At 65.9% G+C, this 16,509-nt stretch carries 6 protein-coding genes; 2 read left to right on the top strand and 4 right to left on the bottom strand.

Annotated elements, in window-relative coordinates; all coding sequences use genetic code 11:
- Positions 1-50: 50 nt before the first annotated feature.
- The 4 genes from recD to NHH73_13415 all read right to left on the bottom strand — a co-directional run bounded on the left by recD (position 51) and on the right by NHH73_13415 (position 12,505).
- Positions 51-2,033 (bottom strand): exodeoxyribonuclease V subunit alpha, encoded by a 1,983-nt coding sequence (gene recD, locus NHH73_13430; GenBank protein USX29220.1) that lies wholly within the window; start codon positions 2,031-2,033, stop codon positions 51-53.
- Complete coding sequence (recB, locus tag NHH73_13425; protein USX29219.1) at positions 2,023-5,769, bottom strand: exodeoxyribonuclease V subunit beta; 3,747 nt, start codon at positions 5,767-5,769, stop codon at positions 2,023-2,025. The genes recD and recB overlap by 11 nt, the downstream gene beginning before the upstream one ends.
- A complete protein-coding gene (gene recC, locus NHH73_13420) occupies positions 5,766-9,218 on the bottom strand; it encodes an exodeoxyribonuclease V subunit gamma (protein USX29218.1) in 3,453 nt (1,150 codons plus the stop codon). Before recC ends, recB begins: the two co-directional genes overlap by 4 nt.
- Before the next feature lie 62 nt (positions 9,219-9,280).
- Entirely contained in the window at positions 9,281-12,505 is a 3,225-nt protein-coding gene (locus NHH73_13415) for a CHASE domain-containing protein (GenBank protein ID USX29217.1), read from the bottom strand.
- 418 nt (positions 12,506-12,923) lie between these two features.
- Here NHH73_13415 and NHH73_13410 point away from each other — a divergent pair, with 418 nt between their 5' ends.
- Both NHH73_13410 and NHH73_13405 read left to right on the top strand, forming a co-directional pair.
- Positions 12,924-14,351, top strand: coding sequence for a CehA/McbA family metallohydrolase (locus NHH73_13410; GenBank protein USX29216.1), 1,428 nt, complete (start codon positions 12,924-12,926; stop codon positions 14,349-14,351).
- Between the two features lie 248 nt (positions 14,352-14,599).
- Positions 14,600-16,507, top strand: a complete 1,908-nt coding sequence (locus tag NHH73_13405) for an EAL domain-containing protein (GenBank protein ID USX29215.1) — start codon at positions 14,600-14,602, stop codon at positions 16,505-16,507.
- Positions 16,508-16,509 lie beyond the last annotated feature (2 nt).

The following is a 16,509-nucleotide window of genomic DNA, read 5'->3' as shown; positions in this document are numbered from 1 at the left end:
TTGGCTTATTGGGAGCGTGGACTAGCCCTGCGCCAGTTCGTTTTGATCGTTCAGTTGTCGAGGAGGTTGCGCAGGCCGCTCGCGCGTTGCGTGCGTTGGGCGATGGCGTCCAGCAAGACTTGGCCGTTCGGAGTCAGTAACGTAAAGTAGTCACGGGCGCGGGTGATGCCGGTATAAATCAGCTCGCGCGCGAGCATGCCGCCGCTGTCTTTCGGCAGCACCAGCACGGTGTGCTTGAACTCGGAACCTTGTGATTTATGCACCGTCATGGCGAACGCGGTTTCCACATTCCGCAGCCGCGTGGCGAGCACGCTGCGGACGTTTTCGCCCTCCGAGAAATACACGCGCAGCGCTCCGGGACGCGCCGGGTCAGGCAAAGTCAGGCCGATGTCGCCGTTGAAAACGCCGGTGCCGTAGTCGTTGCGGGTGACCATGACCGGTCGCCCGACGTACCATTCGCCGGTCCTTTTCAGCAGGCCGGCCGACTGCAACGTCTTCTCGATTGCATCATTCAAACCGGTCACGCCCCATTCGCCTTCTCGGACCGCGCACAAGATGCGGAAGGTTTCGAAGCTGTTCAGCACAGATTTCACCCAGGCAAGTCGTACGATCTCCTCGCCTTCCGGAGCGCCTGCCGCGATCATTTTGAGGTAATCCTGATAACCGCCGGCGGCGCCGTGGCGGCCTGCCAAAGCGAGTTGCAACAGGTCCGCCGCTTGCGCCGGATCGATCCAGGCCACCTTTTCTTCCTCGCTCTCGCGCAGGACATTGACCGCGGCGGCAGCGTCGCCGGCATTGACCGCAAGCGCCAACGCGCCGATCGGACCGCCAAAACGACGGCTTTCGCGCAGCATGACCGTTTGCTGGGCGATCGGGCCGCCGTCGCCGGCGAAGCTGGCAGGCAATTGCTGGCCCGTGCTTTCGAGTACATATGTCAACGTTTCCGCGCCGTAGTCGCCGGCTTCGGCGTTGTGGCACAGGTCGCCCAGCACCGCGCCGGCTTCCACAGACGCAAGCTGATCCTTGTCACCCAGCAGTATCAAGGTGGCGGTTGGCGGCAGCGCGGCCAGCAGCGCCGACATCATCTCCAAGTGAATCATTGACGCTTCATCAACAATCAGCACGTCGACATCCAGCTGGTTGCCGGCGTGGTGCTGGAACGCGCGCGTGTCCGGGCGCGCGCCCAGCAAGCTGTGCAAGGTCCGGGCCGCGCCCAGTTCACGCTCCGGCATCACTTCGCGCACCCGCTGGTCCAGGCCGGCAAGCGCGACGTCGATCGATTGCTTCAGCCGGGCCGCCGCCTTGCCGGTTGGCGCCGCCAGGGCGACGCGCAGATCGGAATGCCGGCCGCCGCTGGTGGCGAACAACAGTGCCAACAAGCGTGCCACCGTGTAGGTTTTGCCGGTGCCGGGGCCGCCCGTAATGATGCCGAGCTTGCCACGCATGGCCACGGCGCACGCGACTTTTTGCCAGTCGACACCGCCGCCGCGCGCTGCGTGGGGGAACAGGATATCGAGCCAGCGGCGCACGCCGGCCACTTCGTCGTCGGCGTCGATGGCGATGACGCCGCCAAGCGAGCGGCTGCGCACCGCTTGGGCGACCAGCGTTTCGTCGCGCCAATAGCGGCGCAGATACAGCCGCTCGCCCTCCAGCACCAGCGGCTGCTGGAAATCGAGATCGCCAACCGGCCACACCTGGTCGCAACCAGCCAGCAGGGCTCGCCAAGCGGCGGCGTTTTTCGGCCAGGCGCCCACCGTGTCGCGCAGTTCGCGCCACTCGTCGCCCGCCCAGCCCAGTAATGCGGCGGGGTCGGCCGACAATTCCTCCAGCAGCAGACAGCTGTGGCCGCGCCCTTCCAGTTCCGACAACAGTACGCAAGCGGCCATCAACTGCGGCGAACTGCTTCCAACGGAGGCGATAAAGCGCGCAAAGGCGCCGCTTAGCCGGCGCAGATGGCCGCTTTCGGTCAACGCGTCGATCTGTGCGAACAATGGCGCGGACGCTTCGGAGGCCAGCCGGGTTTCAATAGTCATCGTGGACCTCGCCATTCGCTGCGGATGTGTAGCCGAGCAGTTCATCCAATCCGTTCAATAGCGCCGGGTCCGGCGCCATCCAGTAACACCCCCGCGTTTGCGTATTGGCGATGCCGCGCAGGAACAGGAACACGGCGCCGCCCAAGTGCTCGGTTGGATCGTAGCGCCGGCCAAGGCGGCTTTGCAGCAGCCGGTGCAGCGCCAACATATAGATGGCGCCCTGGATATCGTAGCGATGCTCGGCGATCGCGGCGATCAGCGCCGGCTCGTGATAGGCCGCGTCGCCCGCGCCCAGCGCGTTCGACTTGTAATCGAGCACCCAGAATTTGCCCTCATGCTCGAACACCAGGTCGGCGAAGCCTTTGAGCATGCCGTGCAGCTGGCGCTCCGGCAGCGATGGCCGCGCCGCGCCGTCCAGCAAATGCGCGACGCACAACTGGTCCAACGCGCCGGTGTCGAGCCGCTCGCTGGGGAACCAGAATTCCATTTCCGGCAGCGGCGCCTCGATGCGGCTGAGCGGCGCGTTCACATACGGCAGCTCGGTGGTGGCGATCTCGCGCAGCCACGCCAGCGTGTCGGCCAGCCGGTTGCCCCAGCCCGCACGCTCGACACGCCGCGTCAGGCGCGCCTCGAAGTTCTCCTGCTCGACGATGGCGAAGCCCTCCTCGCCCATCCACTCCAGCTGCTCGTGCAGGAAGTTACCGGGCACCGAGCCGCGCGGGAAGCGATGCCATGGCGCGTCCTCCACCCGCACCGGCAGCACGATGCCCGGCACGTCGCCGTCTTCGAGCAAGGTGGCCTGCGATCCGTCGCGCGGCACCGGCGCCGCGCCGATGTTATCGGAAGAGCCGATCATGCCGGTCGGCCCGGTGCGCCGCGCCAGCGAGCTGAAACTGCCGACCGACCAATCGCGCTCGAAACGGCCGGTGTAATGCAGCGGCTCCAGCAACGGCGGGCGGTGTTCGATTCGGCTCAAGCGCGTCGGCGGCTGCGGCGTCATGTCCAGGGGGACGATACTGATCGATGCGCAGCCTTTGCACGTGTGCTCCCAACGCTCCATCACCAGGTCGGACGGCAGCGCTTCGCCGCCGGTGAGCAGGTAGCCGAGCGCCGATTCGTGCAAGGTGTTGTCGCCGGCCTTGCGGCTGGCCAGCGCCGTCACACCCAGCCACAGGAAGTGGCGCGCCCGCGTCAGCGCCACGTACAGCAGGCGCAAGTCCTCTTGCAGACGCGCGCGCTCGACCAGTTCCATCGCCGTTTCGGTCAGCGCCATGTCGATCCGGCGCACGCCGTCGTCGTCGCTGAATTCGAAGAAGCTGCGGTTGCGCCGTTCCACCTTGCGCGCGGTAACAGCAAACGGCAGATACACCAGCGGATACTCCAGCCCTTTCGATTTATGGACCGTGACGACCTTCACCAGTTCGGCGTCGCTTTCCAGACGCAGCACGCGCTCGTCGCCGGCACCCTCGCCGCCTTCGATCTGCTCCGCGAGCCAGCGTATCAGCGCCTGTTCGCCATCCAGTTGGCGGCTGGCCGATTGCAGCAGCTCCGCCAGATGCAGCAGATTGGTCAAACGCCGCTCGCCGCCCGGCTGGCGCAGCAAGGCCGCCGGCAATTGCAGCTCGTGGATGAAGCGGCGCAGCATCGCCAGCACGCCCTGGCGCTGCCAGATGATGTGCAGCGCCTTCAACTGCTCGACGCGCTCTTCCCATGCCAGTTCGTCCGATGTCATCAGCGCCAGTTGCGCCAGTTCCAGTCCCGCCGTACGGGTGGCGTAAGCGGCCCGCGCCAGCGCGCCATCGAGCGGATTGGCGACCGCCGACAGCCAGCGCAGTACGTCGGCCGCTTCCTCGCTGTCGGTGACCGAATCCTTGTCGGACAGGTAGACGCTGGCGATCTGACGCCGTTGCAGCGCGCGGCGGATCGCCGCCGCTTCCTTGCGGTCGCGCACCAGCACCGCGATATCGGCCGGCTTCAAACGCTCGAATCCATCCGGGCCGTCGAAGCCTGCCCGTTCGTCGTTGAGCTTCGCGACGATGTCCTCGGCGCAGTGATGGGCGAAGAACTCGCGGTAGCTGTCGGCTTTCAGATCCTGCGCGGCGCTGCACGCGACCACCAGCGCGGGCACGTCGCCGTCGGCGTCGACCATGCGTTCCTTGCGGCCCTTGGCGCCGACCGCCTCGAACGGCAGCGGATTGACGCGCGTGCCTGGATCGCGGAAGCGGAACGCGCCGCGTCCGAAACCGCCCTGCGCCGCCTCGCCCTCGGCGATCATGAACAAATGGTTGACCGCTTCGACCACCGGCTTGGTGGAGCGGTAGTTGGTGCCCAATTGATAATGGCGCCCGGTGGTGGCCTTGCGCGCCGACAGATAGCTGTGGATGTCGGCGCCACGGAAACCGTAGATCGACTGCTTCGGGTCGCCGATCAGGAACAGCCCCGTCTCCGCATCGTTGTCCGCCACGCGGTACAGCAGGTTGAAGATCTGGTACTGGTTCGGCGCCGTATCCTGGAACTCGTCGACCATCGCCACCGGATACTGCTCGGTGATGCGCTTGCGCAGCGCGTCCGCATTCTCGCCCTGGAGCGCCGCGTTCAGGCGGTCCAGCATGTCGGCGAAACCGAACTGGCGGTTGCGCTTTTTCAGTTCGTCCATGCGCTTGGCGACCGACGCGGCGGCGTGGCGGTACAGCGCGTGCGCCATCGGCTCCAGCTGGTCGAGCGCCTGCTTGAGCACCTCGGTGGCGTCGAAGTCTTCCGGGATGGCCGCGCTGAAGCCCTTGGAGAAGGCGTCCTCGATGCCCCAGGGCGTGAGCCGCTTCCAAGCCGTGTCGGTAATCTCGGGCAGCACCGCGCCGGGGTCAAGCGCCCAGGCGCGCAGGCCGTTGAACCAGCCGGCCAGCGAATCGGGCCGCATCTTGTTACCGTTGAAGCACTTGGGCGACATCTCGCGGTGCTGGGCGATCCACTGTTCCATGCGGTTGGCGCGTTCGTGCCAGCCGGCCTTCAAACCGGCCAGCTGCGCCAGTTGCTCGCGCTGGACCGCGCCGATCAGCGCCCCCAGCGACTGCGTCGCGTCGACGTCGCCGATGATATCGGCGCGCTTGACCAGTTCGCGGATCGACTTCTTCATCACGCCGACGTCGCTCCAGCAGGACAGCAGCGCCTCCAGCGACACAGCGTTGAGCGGATAGACCTGCTGGCGCCAGTAGTCGTGGGCGGCGTCCTCGAACAGCGCCTGCTCGTCGCTGACCAGTTCCTCGTCGAACAAACTGCCGCTGTCGAAGGCGTGCTCGCGCAGCATGCGCTGGCACCAGGCGTCGATGGTGAAGATGGCCGCTTCGTCCATCGTCTCCGCCGCCAGCATCAGGCGGTGCGCGGCCTGCTGGCGCTCGGCGTGGCTCGGGTACGACTCCAGGATCGCGTCCAGATAATCGTCACGCGCGTCGTCGTCGCTCATGTCCTCGAAGCGGCGCACGTAGGCCGCGGCCTCCACCAGCCGCTCGCGCACCCGGTTCGACAACTCCCGCGTGGCGGCGCGGGTGAAGGTCATCACCAGGATATCGGCCGGCAGCAGCGGCCGGCGGTAGCCGTTCTCGCCGCCATGCCCGAGCACCAGCCGCACATACAGCGCGGCGATGGTCCAGGTCTTGCCGGTGCCGGCGCTGGCCTCGATCAGGCGCGAACCGTGCAGCGGGAACGTCAGCGGCGCGAGTTGATTGGCGACGTTGTTCATGCCGGGCTCCCCGCCTCGATGGCTTCGATCGTGATGTGATGTTCCAGCCAGTTCGCCAATGGTCCGTACAAGGCATCGGAGACATCGGCGAAGTCCGGCTGCGCGCTCAGCGCCGCGAAGTCGGGCCACAGGCGGGCCAGGCACAGCTCCTCGTTTTCGCCGGAGATTTCGAAGCCGCCGTCGTAGACCGCGCGCGGGTCGCCGCCCTGCGCAAGTGCCAGCGCGGTTTTGCATGCGGTCGGCAAAGGACGGTTCATGCCGTCGCGCCACAGGCATACCAGCTCGCGCAGCGCTTCCAGCGCCTCGTCGCCCGGCAACGCCTTCATCGTCACGATGGCGTCGCGCGCCACCAAATACCCGGTGACCGGCATGCCGGCAGCGGCGGCGGCCAACTGCCGCAGCCACATGGCGATCAATTTATCGCCGCGCGGCTTGCCCTGCTTGTCCGTCACCTTGGACGACATCTGCGTCAGCCACACCGTCTCCAGGCCGTTGCTGCGCAGCTGGTCGATCCAGTCGTCCACCCGTACGCCAGCCAGCACCAGGCTCAATGCCACCTTCGCGGCGGGTTGCGGATAGTGCTCGCGCAACGTGAGCCAGGCGCAACGCACCGGGACCAGCGCCTCGACCAGCTGGCGTTGATACTGCTGCCCGATCAACCCGATCGGCAGCACGCCTTCGCGCGCCAGCCGTTCCGCGCGTTCGGTCAGCTTGTCGTAGACTTCCTCGATCTGCTCCGCGTCGGCGCCGTCGTCGAGCATCGTGTCTTCGAGCAGATAGCGTTCCAGCGCGTTCAGCGAGAACGGTTCCTCGTCCTCGCCCACCAGCGCCGACTCGCCGAACATCACGCCCAGCCGCTGGCGGAAGAAGAAGCGCACCGGCTGGCGCACGAAGTTATTCAGGCTAATGAGTTTGAGGCTGAATTTGTCGTCGATGTCGAACGGCGGCAGCTCGGACGATACAGGCGCCTCGCCATCCTCCCCCGCTTTATGCGCCTCGCGCCATTCCCGCGCATAGGTCAGCAAACCGCCGGCCTCGAAATAGCGGCGGCTGAACGGCTGCAACGCATGCTCGGTGGTGCGCGCGTGCAGATCGAGTTGCCAGCCGTTGACCAGGTAATCGCGCAACTGCGACACCAGCACCGACGCCGGCTGCTCGCTGTTGTCGCGCACATTGCGGCCGACCCAGCTGATATACAGCTTGTCGCGCGCCGCCAGCAGCGCCTCCAGCATCAGGTAACGGTCGTCGTCGCGGCGCGAGCGGTCGCCGGGACGCGCCATGCCCGGCTGCGCCAGCAGATCGAAATCGGCCTTCGGCGCGCGGCGCGGGAAGTCGCCGTCGTTCATGCCGAGCAGGCACACCACGCGGAACGGCACGGCGCGCATCGGCATCAAAGTGCAGAAGGTCACCCCACCGGAGACGAATTGGTGGTTCAAGGTCGGCTCGTCCATCAATCCCAGCCACGCCTCGCGCAGCACCGCCAGCGGTACCGCTTCGTCGAACTGCGCGCCTTCGCAGGTTTCCAGCCAGTTGCTGAGGGCATCGTCCAGCTGCGCCAAGGTCAGTCGGTCGCCCTCCTCGCCGGCATCGAAGAACGCCGCCAGCAAGGCGCGCGCCTGCACGCCCCAATCGGCCGGCGAGCGCGCCTGCGCCAGCACCGCGCGCCAGTGCAGCAGCGCCTCGACCAGTTGCGCCAGCGAGCCGGCCAGCGCGGCATCGAGGCCGCCGACTTCCGAAAACGGTTCGATGCCCGCGAAGCTGGCGCCGACATCGCCACCGCCGCCACTGGCATAGCCGAGCAGCATGCGGCGCACGCCGAAGATCCAGGCATTCTGCTCACCCGCCGGGCCGAGTCCCAGGCCGCTGCGGTGCTCCTGGTCCAGGCCCCAGCGCACGCCGGCGCCTTCGATCCACAGTCCGAGGGTCGGCAAATCTTCCTCGCCAAGGCCGAAGCGCGCGGCCAGCGCCGGCACGTCCAGCAGATCGCGGATCTCGCTCTGGCGGCAGCGCTGCTGCGGCAATCGCAACAGCCACTCCAGCGCCACCAGCAGCGGATTGACGCTGCGGTCATTGACGTCGCCGATCTCGAAAGGAATGTAGCGCGCATCGCTGCGCCGGTGCTGCGCGAAGACCGCGTGGATGGCGGCCGAGAAGGTGTCGATGTCCGGCACCATCACCACCACGTCGCGCGGACGCAACGGCTGCCCGCCACTCTCTGAGCCGGCGAACATCTTCAGCAGCTGATCGTGCAGCACCTCCACCTCGCGCTGCACGCTGTGGGTGACGTGGAATTCGATAGAACGGTCGTCGTCCGGCGGCGGCACGTGCGGATGCTCGGACAACGGAAGTAAGTCGCGCACCGCCGCCTGCACCTGCGACAACAGTGTTCCGCCATCGCCCTCGCTGAACAAATCGATGCGCAGCGGCGCCACGTGGTCGTCGTCGCCCGCCTCGCTGGCGATGGCGGCGGCGCTGGCCGAAGCCTCGTCGAATTCGTCGAGCATGCGGACGAAGTCGCGTCCCTGACGCCCCCAGCTGGCCAGCAGCGGATGGCTGTGCGCATGCAGTTCCTCGAGCGGGATCTGGCCCAGGTCCTGGCCGTTGCGCAGTTGCTGGCGGCGGTGCGCGGAGCGCAGCAGGTCGCGCCCTTCGATGATGTCGCCCCAATAGAACTGGCACGGATTGGGCACGGCCAGCACCACTTGCGCATAACGCGCCAGCGAGGCGAGCGCCTGCAGGCTTTGATACGGCAGCGCAGAGACGCCGAAAATGACGATGCGGCGCGGCAGACGTCCGAGCGGCGCTTCGCCGGCGGCGGCCGCGCGCACGAACTCCGTGTGCACCGTCGCGCGGCCCAGGTCACGTTCCTGCGGATCGACGTCGGCGATCACGGCACGCCATAACTGGCCTTGCCAGCGCTGGTCGTCCGGCAGCGGCACGGCCTCGTTGCGGGCGTTGCGCAGCTGATCGCGGCCATGCGCCCAGTCGTCGAGCCAATCGGCGCGGTACACCTGGTACTGGTCGAACAAGTCGGCCAGCCGCTCGGCCAGTTGCAGGCGCCGCTCCGCTTCGCCGTCGGCGAGGAAGTGGCGCAATGGCGTGAACACGGGATCGGCCAGCAAGGTGGGCAGCAGGCGCATCAGGCGCCAGGTCAGCGGCCCCTTGTCGAAGGCGGAACGGACCGGCACCCGGTCGCGCCCCAGCATGCCGCGATAGGTTTCCCAGAGGAAGCGGGCCGGCAGCGCCACGCGGGTGGCGGCGCACACGCCCATTTCCTCGGCCAGCGCGATCTTCAGCCACTCGGCCACGCCGTTGGACTGGACAAGGAAGATATCCGATTCCAGCGCCCCAAGCGAGTGATTGCGCAGCCACTGGAACACAGCGGCGCGCAGCTGCTCCATCTGATTGCCGTGCAAAATCAACAAGCCGGGGGTGATGCTGGGTTGCATAAGACTCTTTATAGGGACCAAACGGGTCGAAACGCCGCCGTGAAAACCCTATTATCGCTCATCTAGCCCGGCGCGTAGGCCAGCAACTCCTGTGCGATGTGCCGGTCCAGCACCACCAGCATGGCGTGCATCTGCGCCACCAGGCGGCGCGCGTTGGCCGTATCGGGATCGGCGCGCACCCGTTCCAGCGCCAGGCAAAGATCCCCGAATTGCATCGCACCCACCGCGCGGGCAGACGATTTGATGCGGTGGCCCAATTCCGACAGCGCCACCAGGTCGTTCTGTGCCAGTGCGGCGTCGACTTCGCGCATGCCGTCGCGCGCCGATTCGACAAACAGCAGCGCGTATTTACGCATCTTGTCAGGCTTGCCGCCGAAGGTCTGCGCCAGCGCGGCCAGGTCGAACAACTCGCCGTCGACCGGCATTGGATGCGGCACGGGTTCCGATTCGCGTTCAGGTTCCGGCAGCGCAAGCTGTGGCATCGTTTGCAACCTCGTTTGCACGATGCCATGCGCGCGTATTTCCACGTCCGCTTCCGTCATCGTCCGCACCGGCGGCTGTGGAGGCGCCAGCGCTCCGATCGCGCTGGACGCGGCCATTGCGGCCGACGCCGTGCCATCGGCCATCGTGAAGTACGACGGCGGCGGCGGCGACACCGGCCGCGCCACGCCGGCGGCGCCCCTGGCGCGTTGACTCATCCACTTCGACAGCATATTAAACAGCACCTTGGGCGCGATCGGCTTGGTCACGAATTCGTCCATGCCCGCCTCCAGGCAGCGCTCCTGGTCGCCGCGCCCGGCGTTGGCGGTCATCGCGATGATCAAGGTGGCCGACAGCTTGGGATGCGCGCGGATCAGGCGCGTGGTCTCGTAGCCGTCCATCACCGGCATCTGCACGTCCATCAGCACGCAATCGAAGCGCTCCTTGAGCAGCAGGTCGATCGCCTCCTTGCCGTTATTGGCCACGCAAACGGTGGCGCCGGCGTCCTCCAGCAGCTCCTGCCCGACCTGCTGGCTGAAGATATTGTCCTCGACCAGCAGGATGGATGCGCCGCGTATGCTGTCGAGCACTTCCGGCTGCACCGCCTCCACGCTGGGCTGCAGCAATTGCGTGCCCTTGGCCAGGCGCGCCGTGAACCAAAAGGTGCTGCCCTCGCCCGGATGGCTGTCGACACCGACGCCGCCGCCCATCAACTCGGCCAGCTGCTTGCTGATGACCAGTCCCAGGCCGGTGCCGCCGTAGCGCCGCGTGGTGGAGGTGTCGGCCTGGTGGAACGACTGGAACAGCTGCGACATCTGGTCCGGCGTCATGCCGATGCCGCGGTCGGCGACCTCGAAGCGCACCAGGATATGGCAGTCGTTATCTTCCAGCTGGCGCGCGCGCACGAAGACCTTGCCGTTCTCCGAGAATTTGATCGCGTTGCTGGTGAAGTTGAGCAGCACCTGCTCGAGCCGCAGCGGATCGCCGCGCAACTGGCGCGACAAGCCGGGATTGACCTCGTACACCAGCTCCAATCCCTTGGCGCGCGCGCTCTCGCCGAGCTGACTGGTGATGTTGGCCAGCAGCGCGTCGAGCGTGAAGTCGAGCATCTCCAGATCCATCTTGCCCGCTTCGATCTTGGAGAAGTCCAGGATATCGTTGATGATGCCCAGCAGGTGCTGGCCGGAGTGATAAATCTTCAGCAGATAGTCGCGCTGCTTCGGATGCGTGACCGATTTCAGCGCCAGGTGGGCCATGCCGATGATACTGTTCATCGGCGTGCGGATCTCGTGGCTCATATTGGACAGGAAATCGCTCTTGGCCTGGTTGGCGGTATCGGCCTTTTCCTTGAGTTGATGGAGCTCGGTGACGTCGGTCGACATGCCGATCACCGCCGTCACCGAGCGGCCGATCTCCACCGGCGCCCTGACGGTCCAGTGGTACTGCACCTCGCCGTCGGCGCCGACGAACTGGGTCTCGCCGGAGCGCTTGACGTTTTCCTGGAACACGGGCTGCTCCAGCGCCCACGCGGCGTCGGCGGCGGCGGCCGGCATCAACTCGCTATCGAGTTTGCCGACGATGTCCTGCACCGGCATGCCCAGGCTGTGCGCCATGCGGGCGTTGACATAGATGAAGCGGCGGTTCTGGTCCTTCATGTAGACGTGGGCGTCGACGTTGTTAAGCACCGTGTCGAGCAGCACCCGGTGCTTGACGGCGCGCCGGCGCGACGAATACAGCACCGCCAGATAGCTATATAGCAGCAAGGTGCCGGCGAACCCGGTCAACCCCGCCAGCCAGGGGAAGTAGACATCGAAGCCGGTCAGCAGCTGCGATTTCTTCACCTGGAAGTGGGCCTTCCACAAGCTGCCATTGAAATCGATCGGCAGCACCGACTCCAGATAGTCGCCGCGTTCGGCCGCCGACAACGGCGTCACCGTGGTCGCGCCGGTATCGGTGAACAGCAGGCGGTCCTGTTTTTCGATCACCAGGCGGCGCTGCTCGACGTCGGTGCTGCCGTCGGCGTACAAGGTCAAATGCACCTGGCGCACCGTCATCTCGTCGATGGCGCCCTGCACCAGCTTGGCCACGCTGAAGCCCAGCCCCACCGATCCCAGGTAGGCTGCGCGGCGCTCGGTGACGTCGGCCAGCGGCATATTGCGCCGGTACACCGGCAAGCGCATGCCCAGCGCGATCTGCCGCTGCGGCTGTTCGATCACGAAGGGCTGGCCCGAGGCGCTGACCTGGCCGCTGTCGCGCGCCGCCGCGTTCAATCGTTCAACCACCGCATTGGTCGCCAGATCGAGGCCCATTTTCTCGTCAAGCAAGTTGTTCGGTTCGACGTAGGTCAGCGGCGCGTAGGACGGGCGGCGCCCGGCCGGCCGGATGTCGAAGCGGGGATAGCCCTGCGGCGACAGGCTGCGGTCGGCGCGCACCGCCGCGACAAAGGCGTCGCGCTCGGCGTCGGTGACCACCGGCGCCCAGCTGAGCATCGCGATGGCCGGAAACTGGCGCGGCAAATCGAGTCCCGACACGTATTGGTGGAACTGCTGGCGGCTCAGGTTGTCGCTGGTCTGGAACAGCGCGACCAGGCCCCGCGTCAGGTCGGAATACGCCTTGATGCGCGCCGAGATCGCGTACTGCGTGCTGCGGGCCAGGTTCTCGAAACGCTGGCCGGCGTCGGCCTCGACAATCCGCGTGGCGACGCCATACAAGGTCGCGCCCATCGCCATCGCCAGGGTCCAGCCCGCCGCCCAGAACAGCGCGCGCGACCGGACGGCGGTCTTTCTGCTGTTAGCCGATTTAAGCATGCGCCATCACTCAATTCTTTCGGGATAGACAACAAATCATAAAAACTTTTGCATCACAGCAGCATACTATTAATGCCGTCGAGTAACCAGCGAAAGAATTTGATAGATTTGGTGAGAATTTTAACGGAACCTTACGCCATAACGGGCGCTCTAATTGATGAGTCTGTAAGAATACACATCAGAGGAGCACGCCATGCCCGCCACATCTGTTGTATCCGTCACTGTCCTGGCGGTCTTCTGCTGCGCCTGCGGGGCCATGCCAGGAGACAGCAAGGCCTCGACGTCGGACCATCGCGAATTCGAGGCCGTGCTACAAACACCCTTTCATGCGGACAACAAAGGTATCCGGACCATTACACTGCATTTCCACTACCCGGATAGTGAGCGAACGCAACAAGTGCGTTGGCGCCTGGAATTATTGCGTGACGATGGACACGTACTCAAGCATTGGAACGGACGGCAAACGCTCGCCGCCGCCCCGGTGCAGGTGGCGATCCGCTGGAGCACGGCCGCGCGCGTCGGGCGGGCTGCCCGCATGCGGTCGGGCATCTACCACCTGCGCTTGCGCGCCGGCATTGAAATGAGTATCGGCAACACACTCGATAACGATATTGATGTAGAACAAACTTGGGACGTGGCCGTGGGTCTGCCCGCCCCGACGCCATCGATCGCCCGTCTACCGGCATTTTCCACCGCTCCGGCGCCGGCCGGCCCCCGCGCGACGCGCTACACGACCTACCTCGGCAACCTGCACAGCCAGACCAACCACAGCGACGGCGGCGGCGCGCTCGACCACTGCACCGGCTCGCAAGCGCCGCAGAGCGCGGCGCTCGGGCCCACCGAGGCCTTCGGTTACGCGCAGCGGCACGGCCTCGATTTCCTGATGACGTCCGAGCACAACCACATGTTCGACGGGTCCGACGGCACCAACGCCGGCGCCGACCCGACGGCCGTCAAGGCGCTCTACCAGAGCGGCCTGCGCGCGGCCAGCACCTGGAACCTGGCCCATCCCGGATTCCTCGCCGTTTATGGACAGGAATGGGGTGTGATCAACAACGGCGGCCATTTGAACATCCTCAACAGCGCCGAGCTGCTCGGATGGGAGCGCAACGCCGCCGGCGCGTTGCTGGCCGACACCGCCACACCCCGGAGCGATTACGCCAGCCTGTACGCGCAGATGCGCCAGCGCGGCTGGCTCGGCCAGTTCAACCACCCCAGGGCCGACCAGTTCGCCATCGGCGGCAAACCGCTGGCCTGGACCCCGGACGGCGATGCCGCCATGGTGTTGTGCGAGGTGATGAACAGCAACGCCTTCTCCCGCCGCGACGACGAATCCGAGCCGCAGCACAGCACCTACGAAGCCGGTTGCAACAAGCTGCTCGAAGCCGGCTATCACATCGCCTTCAGCAGCAACCAGGACAACCATTGCGCCAACTGGGGCGCGTCGTCGCCGAATCGCACGGGCGTGCTGATCGAGCGTGGCCACCCGCTCACCGCCGGCACCTTCCTGGCCGCCCTCCAGGCCCGCCGCGTCTACGCGACGATGGACAAGCATGCCGAACTGATTTTAACGGCCAACGGGCGCATGATGGGTGAGCGTTTCGACAACATCGGCAAGCTGACCTTGCAGGTACGCTACACCGGCAAGCGAGGCCAGCGCCCGGCCGCTATCAAGCTGTTTGCCGGCGTGCCACGAAGAAACGGCGAGGTGAAGGTTCTCAGCCGTAAGGCAAGGGCCGTGTTCACCCCCAAGGCCGGCGCGCATTTTTACTATGCGCGCGTGACGCAGAACGATGGGAAAATGCTGTGGAGCGCACCGGTCTGGATCAACCAGCGCCGGCGCTAACGCGCACCTGTTGTACCGTACAAACACCGACAAAACATTCAGGCTAACCGTGCGCGCGGGAGCATATCTTTCCTGTACTCTACGAGCCGGGTGAAAACGTTGCCAACTACCTTGTCAGATAGATACAATAACCGAAACCGCCATGTTGCGGCATTGCACAATATTGCTTGACTCCCAGATACACAGGAGTATCTTTTACCTTCCAGACTCCATCCCCGGACCGTAACCCGACAACCACACAGCCCGCCGTGCAGATCCCGAAAGTTCTTCTCGTCAATGACGATCCGGCAAGCTTGTACGCGCTGGAAAGCTTGCTCACAAATGCGGTCGAACAGCAGATATACGAGCTGATCACCGCAGCGTCGGGCAAGGAAGCGCTGCGCCACGTGCTGCTGCACGAATTCGCCGTGATTTTGCTCGACGTCAGCATGCCGGGCATGGACGGTTTCGAGACGGCCGAGGCGATCCACTCGCATCCCCGCTCGGCCGGCGTGCCGATCATCTTCATCACCGCCCACTACGCCGACGAAATGAACCGGCTGCGCGCCTACCAGGCCGGCGCCGCCGACTACCTGTTTACGCCGGTGATCCCGCAGATCCTGCAGGCCAAGGTGGCGGTGTTCGTCGATATGGCGGTGAAAAACATGGAGTTGCAAAGCAAGACCGAGGAGCTGGTGCGCCTCAACCAGGATTTGCGCGTGCAGCGCATGCAGGATCTGCAGCGCATCAACGGCGAGCTGGAACTGGAGATCAAAGAGCGCAAGGTGGCCGAGCAGCGCGCGCACGACCTGTCCACGCGCGACGTGCTGACCAACCTGGTCAACCGCCGCGCGCTGATCCAGCACCTGGAACACGCCGTTGCCGTCTCCGACCGCAACGGCATCGGCTTCGCGTTGCTGTTCCTGGACCTCGACAAATTCAAGCAAATCAACGACAACTACGGCCATGAAGCCGGCGACGAGCTGCTGCGCCAGGTGTCGGCGCGCTTGTCGGCGGCGGTGCGCGTGGCCGACATCGTCGCGCGCCTGGGCGGCGACGAATTCGTCGTGCTGATCGAAGGGCGCGCCGCCTCGGCCAACGCCGCCCGCGTGGCGCGCAAGATCGAAATGGCCTGCGCCCTGCCCTTCGAGATCGGCGGCCAACGCCTGAAAACGGCGTCCAGCATCGGCATCGCGCTGTACCCGCAGGACGGCGCCAACGCCCAGCTGCTGATGAAGCACGCCGATACCGCGATGTATCACGCCAAGCAGAATCCGGCGGCGCCGGTGCAGTTCTTCCACGAAGGCCTGAACGTACGCGAGCGCGAACGCACGCAATGGACGCTGGAGCTGCGCCAGGCGATGAGCGGCGGCGAGCTGGAACTGCGCTATCAGCCGCAAATCGAAATCCGCAGCGGCCGCACCGTCGCCGCCGAGGCGCGTCTGTACTGGCACCATCCCGAACGGGGCGAGCTGGAGGCGTCGCAGTTCCTGCCGCACGTGCAGGACCGCGTGCTGCTGGACCGGGTCGATGTCTGGGTCATCGCCCAGGCGTGTTCGCAATCGGCGCTGTGGCAGCGGGCGGTGCCGGGCGACGATGGCCAGCCCGCCGCGCCGCTGTGCATCTGGATCAACCTGGCCACGCCGCAGCTGCACGGCGAACTGCTGCAGGTGCTGCTGCCGGCGATGCGCATGCACGGCCTGGCGCCTGGCAGCATCGGCATCGAACTCAATGAAAAACTGCTCCAGGGCGCCGCCGGCCCGCTCGAACAGGTGCTGGCGCAACTGCAGGCGGCCGGCGTGCGCGGCGCGCTGGACGATTTCGGCAGCGCGCGCTCGTCGCTGGCCGCCTGCAAGCGCTGGCAGCTCGAGGTGCTGAAGATCGACCCGGTGTTCATCCACGCCATCGGCAACGACCAGGGCGGCACCGACATCGTCGCCGCCGTGATCCACCTCGCGCGCGCCCTGTCGATGCGCGTCGTGGCGCTGGGCGTGGACCAGCGCCAGCAACTTGAGGTACTGCGCAAGCTGCGCTGCGACAGCTGCCAGGGCGAGCTCTTTGCGCCGCCGCAGGCGGCCGGCGACGTGCTGCGGCACGTCGCGCCGGGCGCGCCCTTCCCCGTTTCAACCCTCTCAACCCTATCCACCACCAATTCCCTCCTGAACAACGAGGATTAAGC

It is taken from the genome of Oxalobacteraceae bacterium OTU3CINTB1, assembly GCA_024123955.1.
In the GTDB taxonomy this organism is placed as follows: Bacteria; Pseudomonadota; Gammaproteobacteria; order Burkholderiales; family Burkholderiaceae_D; genus Rugamonas.
This window is presented reverse-complemented; position numbering and strand designations above follow the sequence as displayed.

What these genes read in the sequence shown, in the direction of transcription:
- recC (USX29218.1), bottom strand. Translation starts at nt 9,218, where the DNA reads ATGCAACCCAGCATCACCCCCGGCTTGTTGATTTTGCACGGCAATCAG.
- NHH73_13415 (USX29217.1), bottom strand. Translation starts at nt 12,505, where the DNA reads ATGCTTAAATCGGCTAACAGCAGAAAGACCGCCGTCCGGTCGCGCGCG.
- recD (USX29220.1), bottom strand. Translation starts at nt 2,033, where the DNA reads ATGACTATTGAAACCCGGCTGGCCTCCGAAGCGTCCGCGCCATTGTTC.
- recB (USX29219.1), bottom strand. Translation starts at nt 5,769, where the DNA reads ATGAACAACGTCGCCAATCAACTCGCGCCGCTGACGTTCCCGCTGCAC.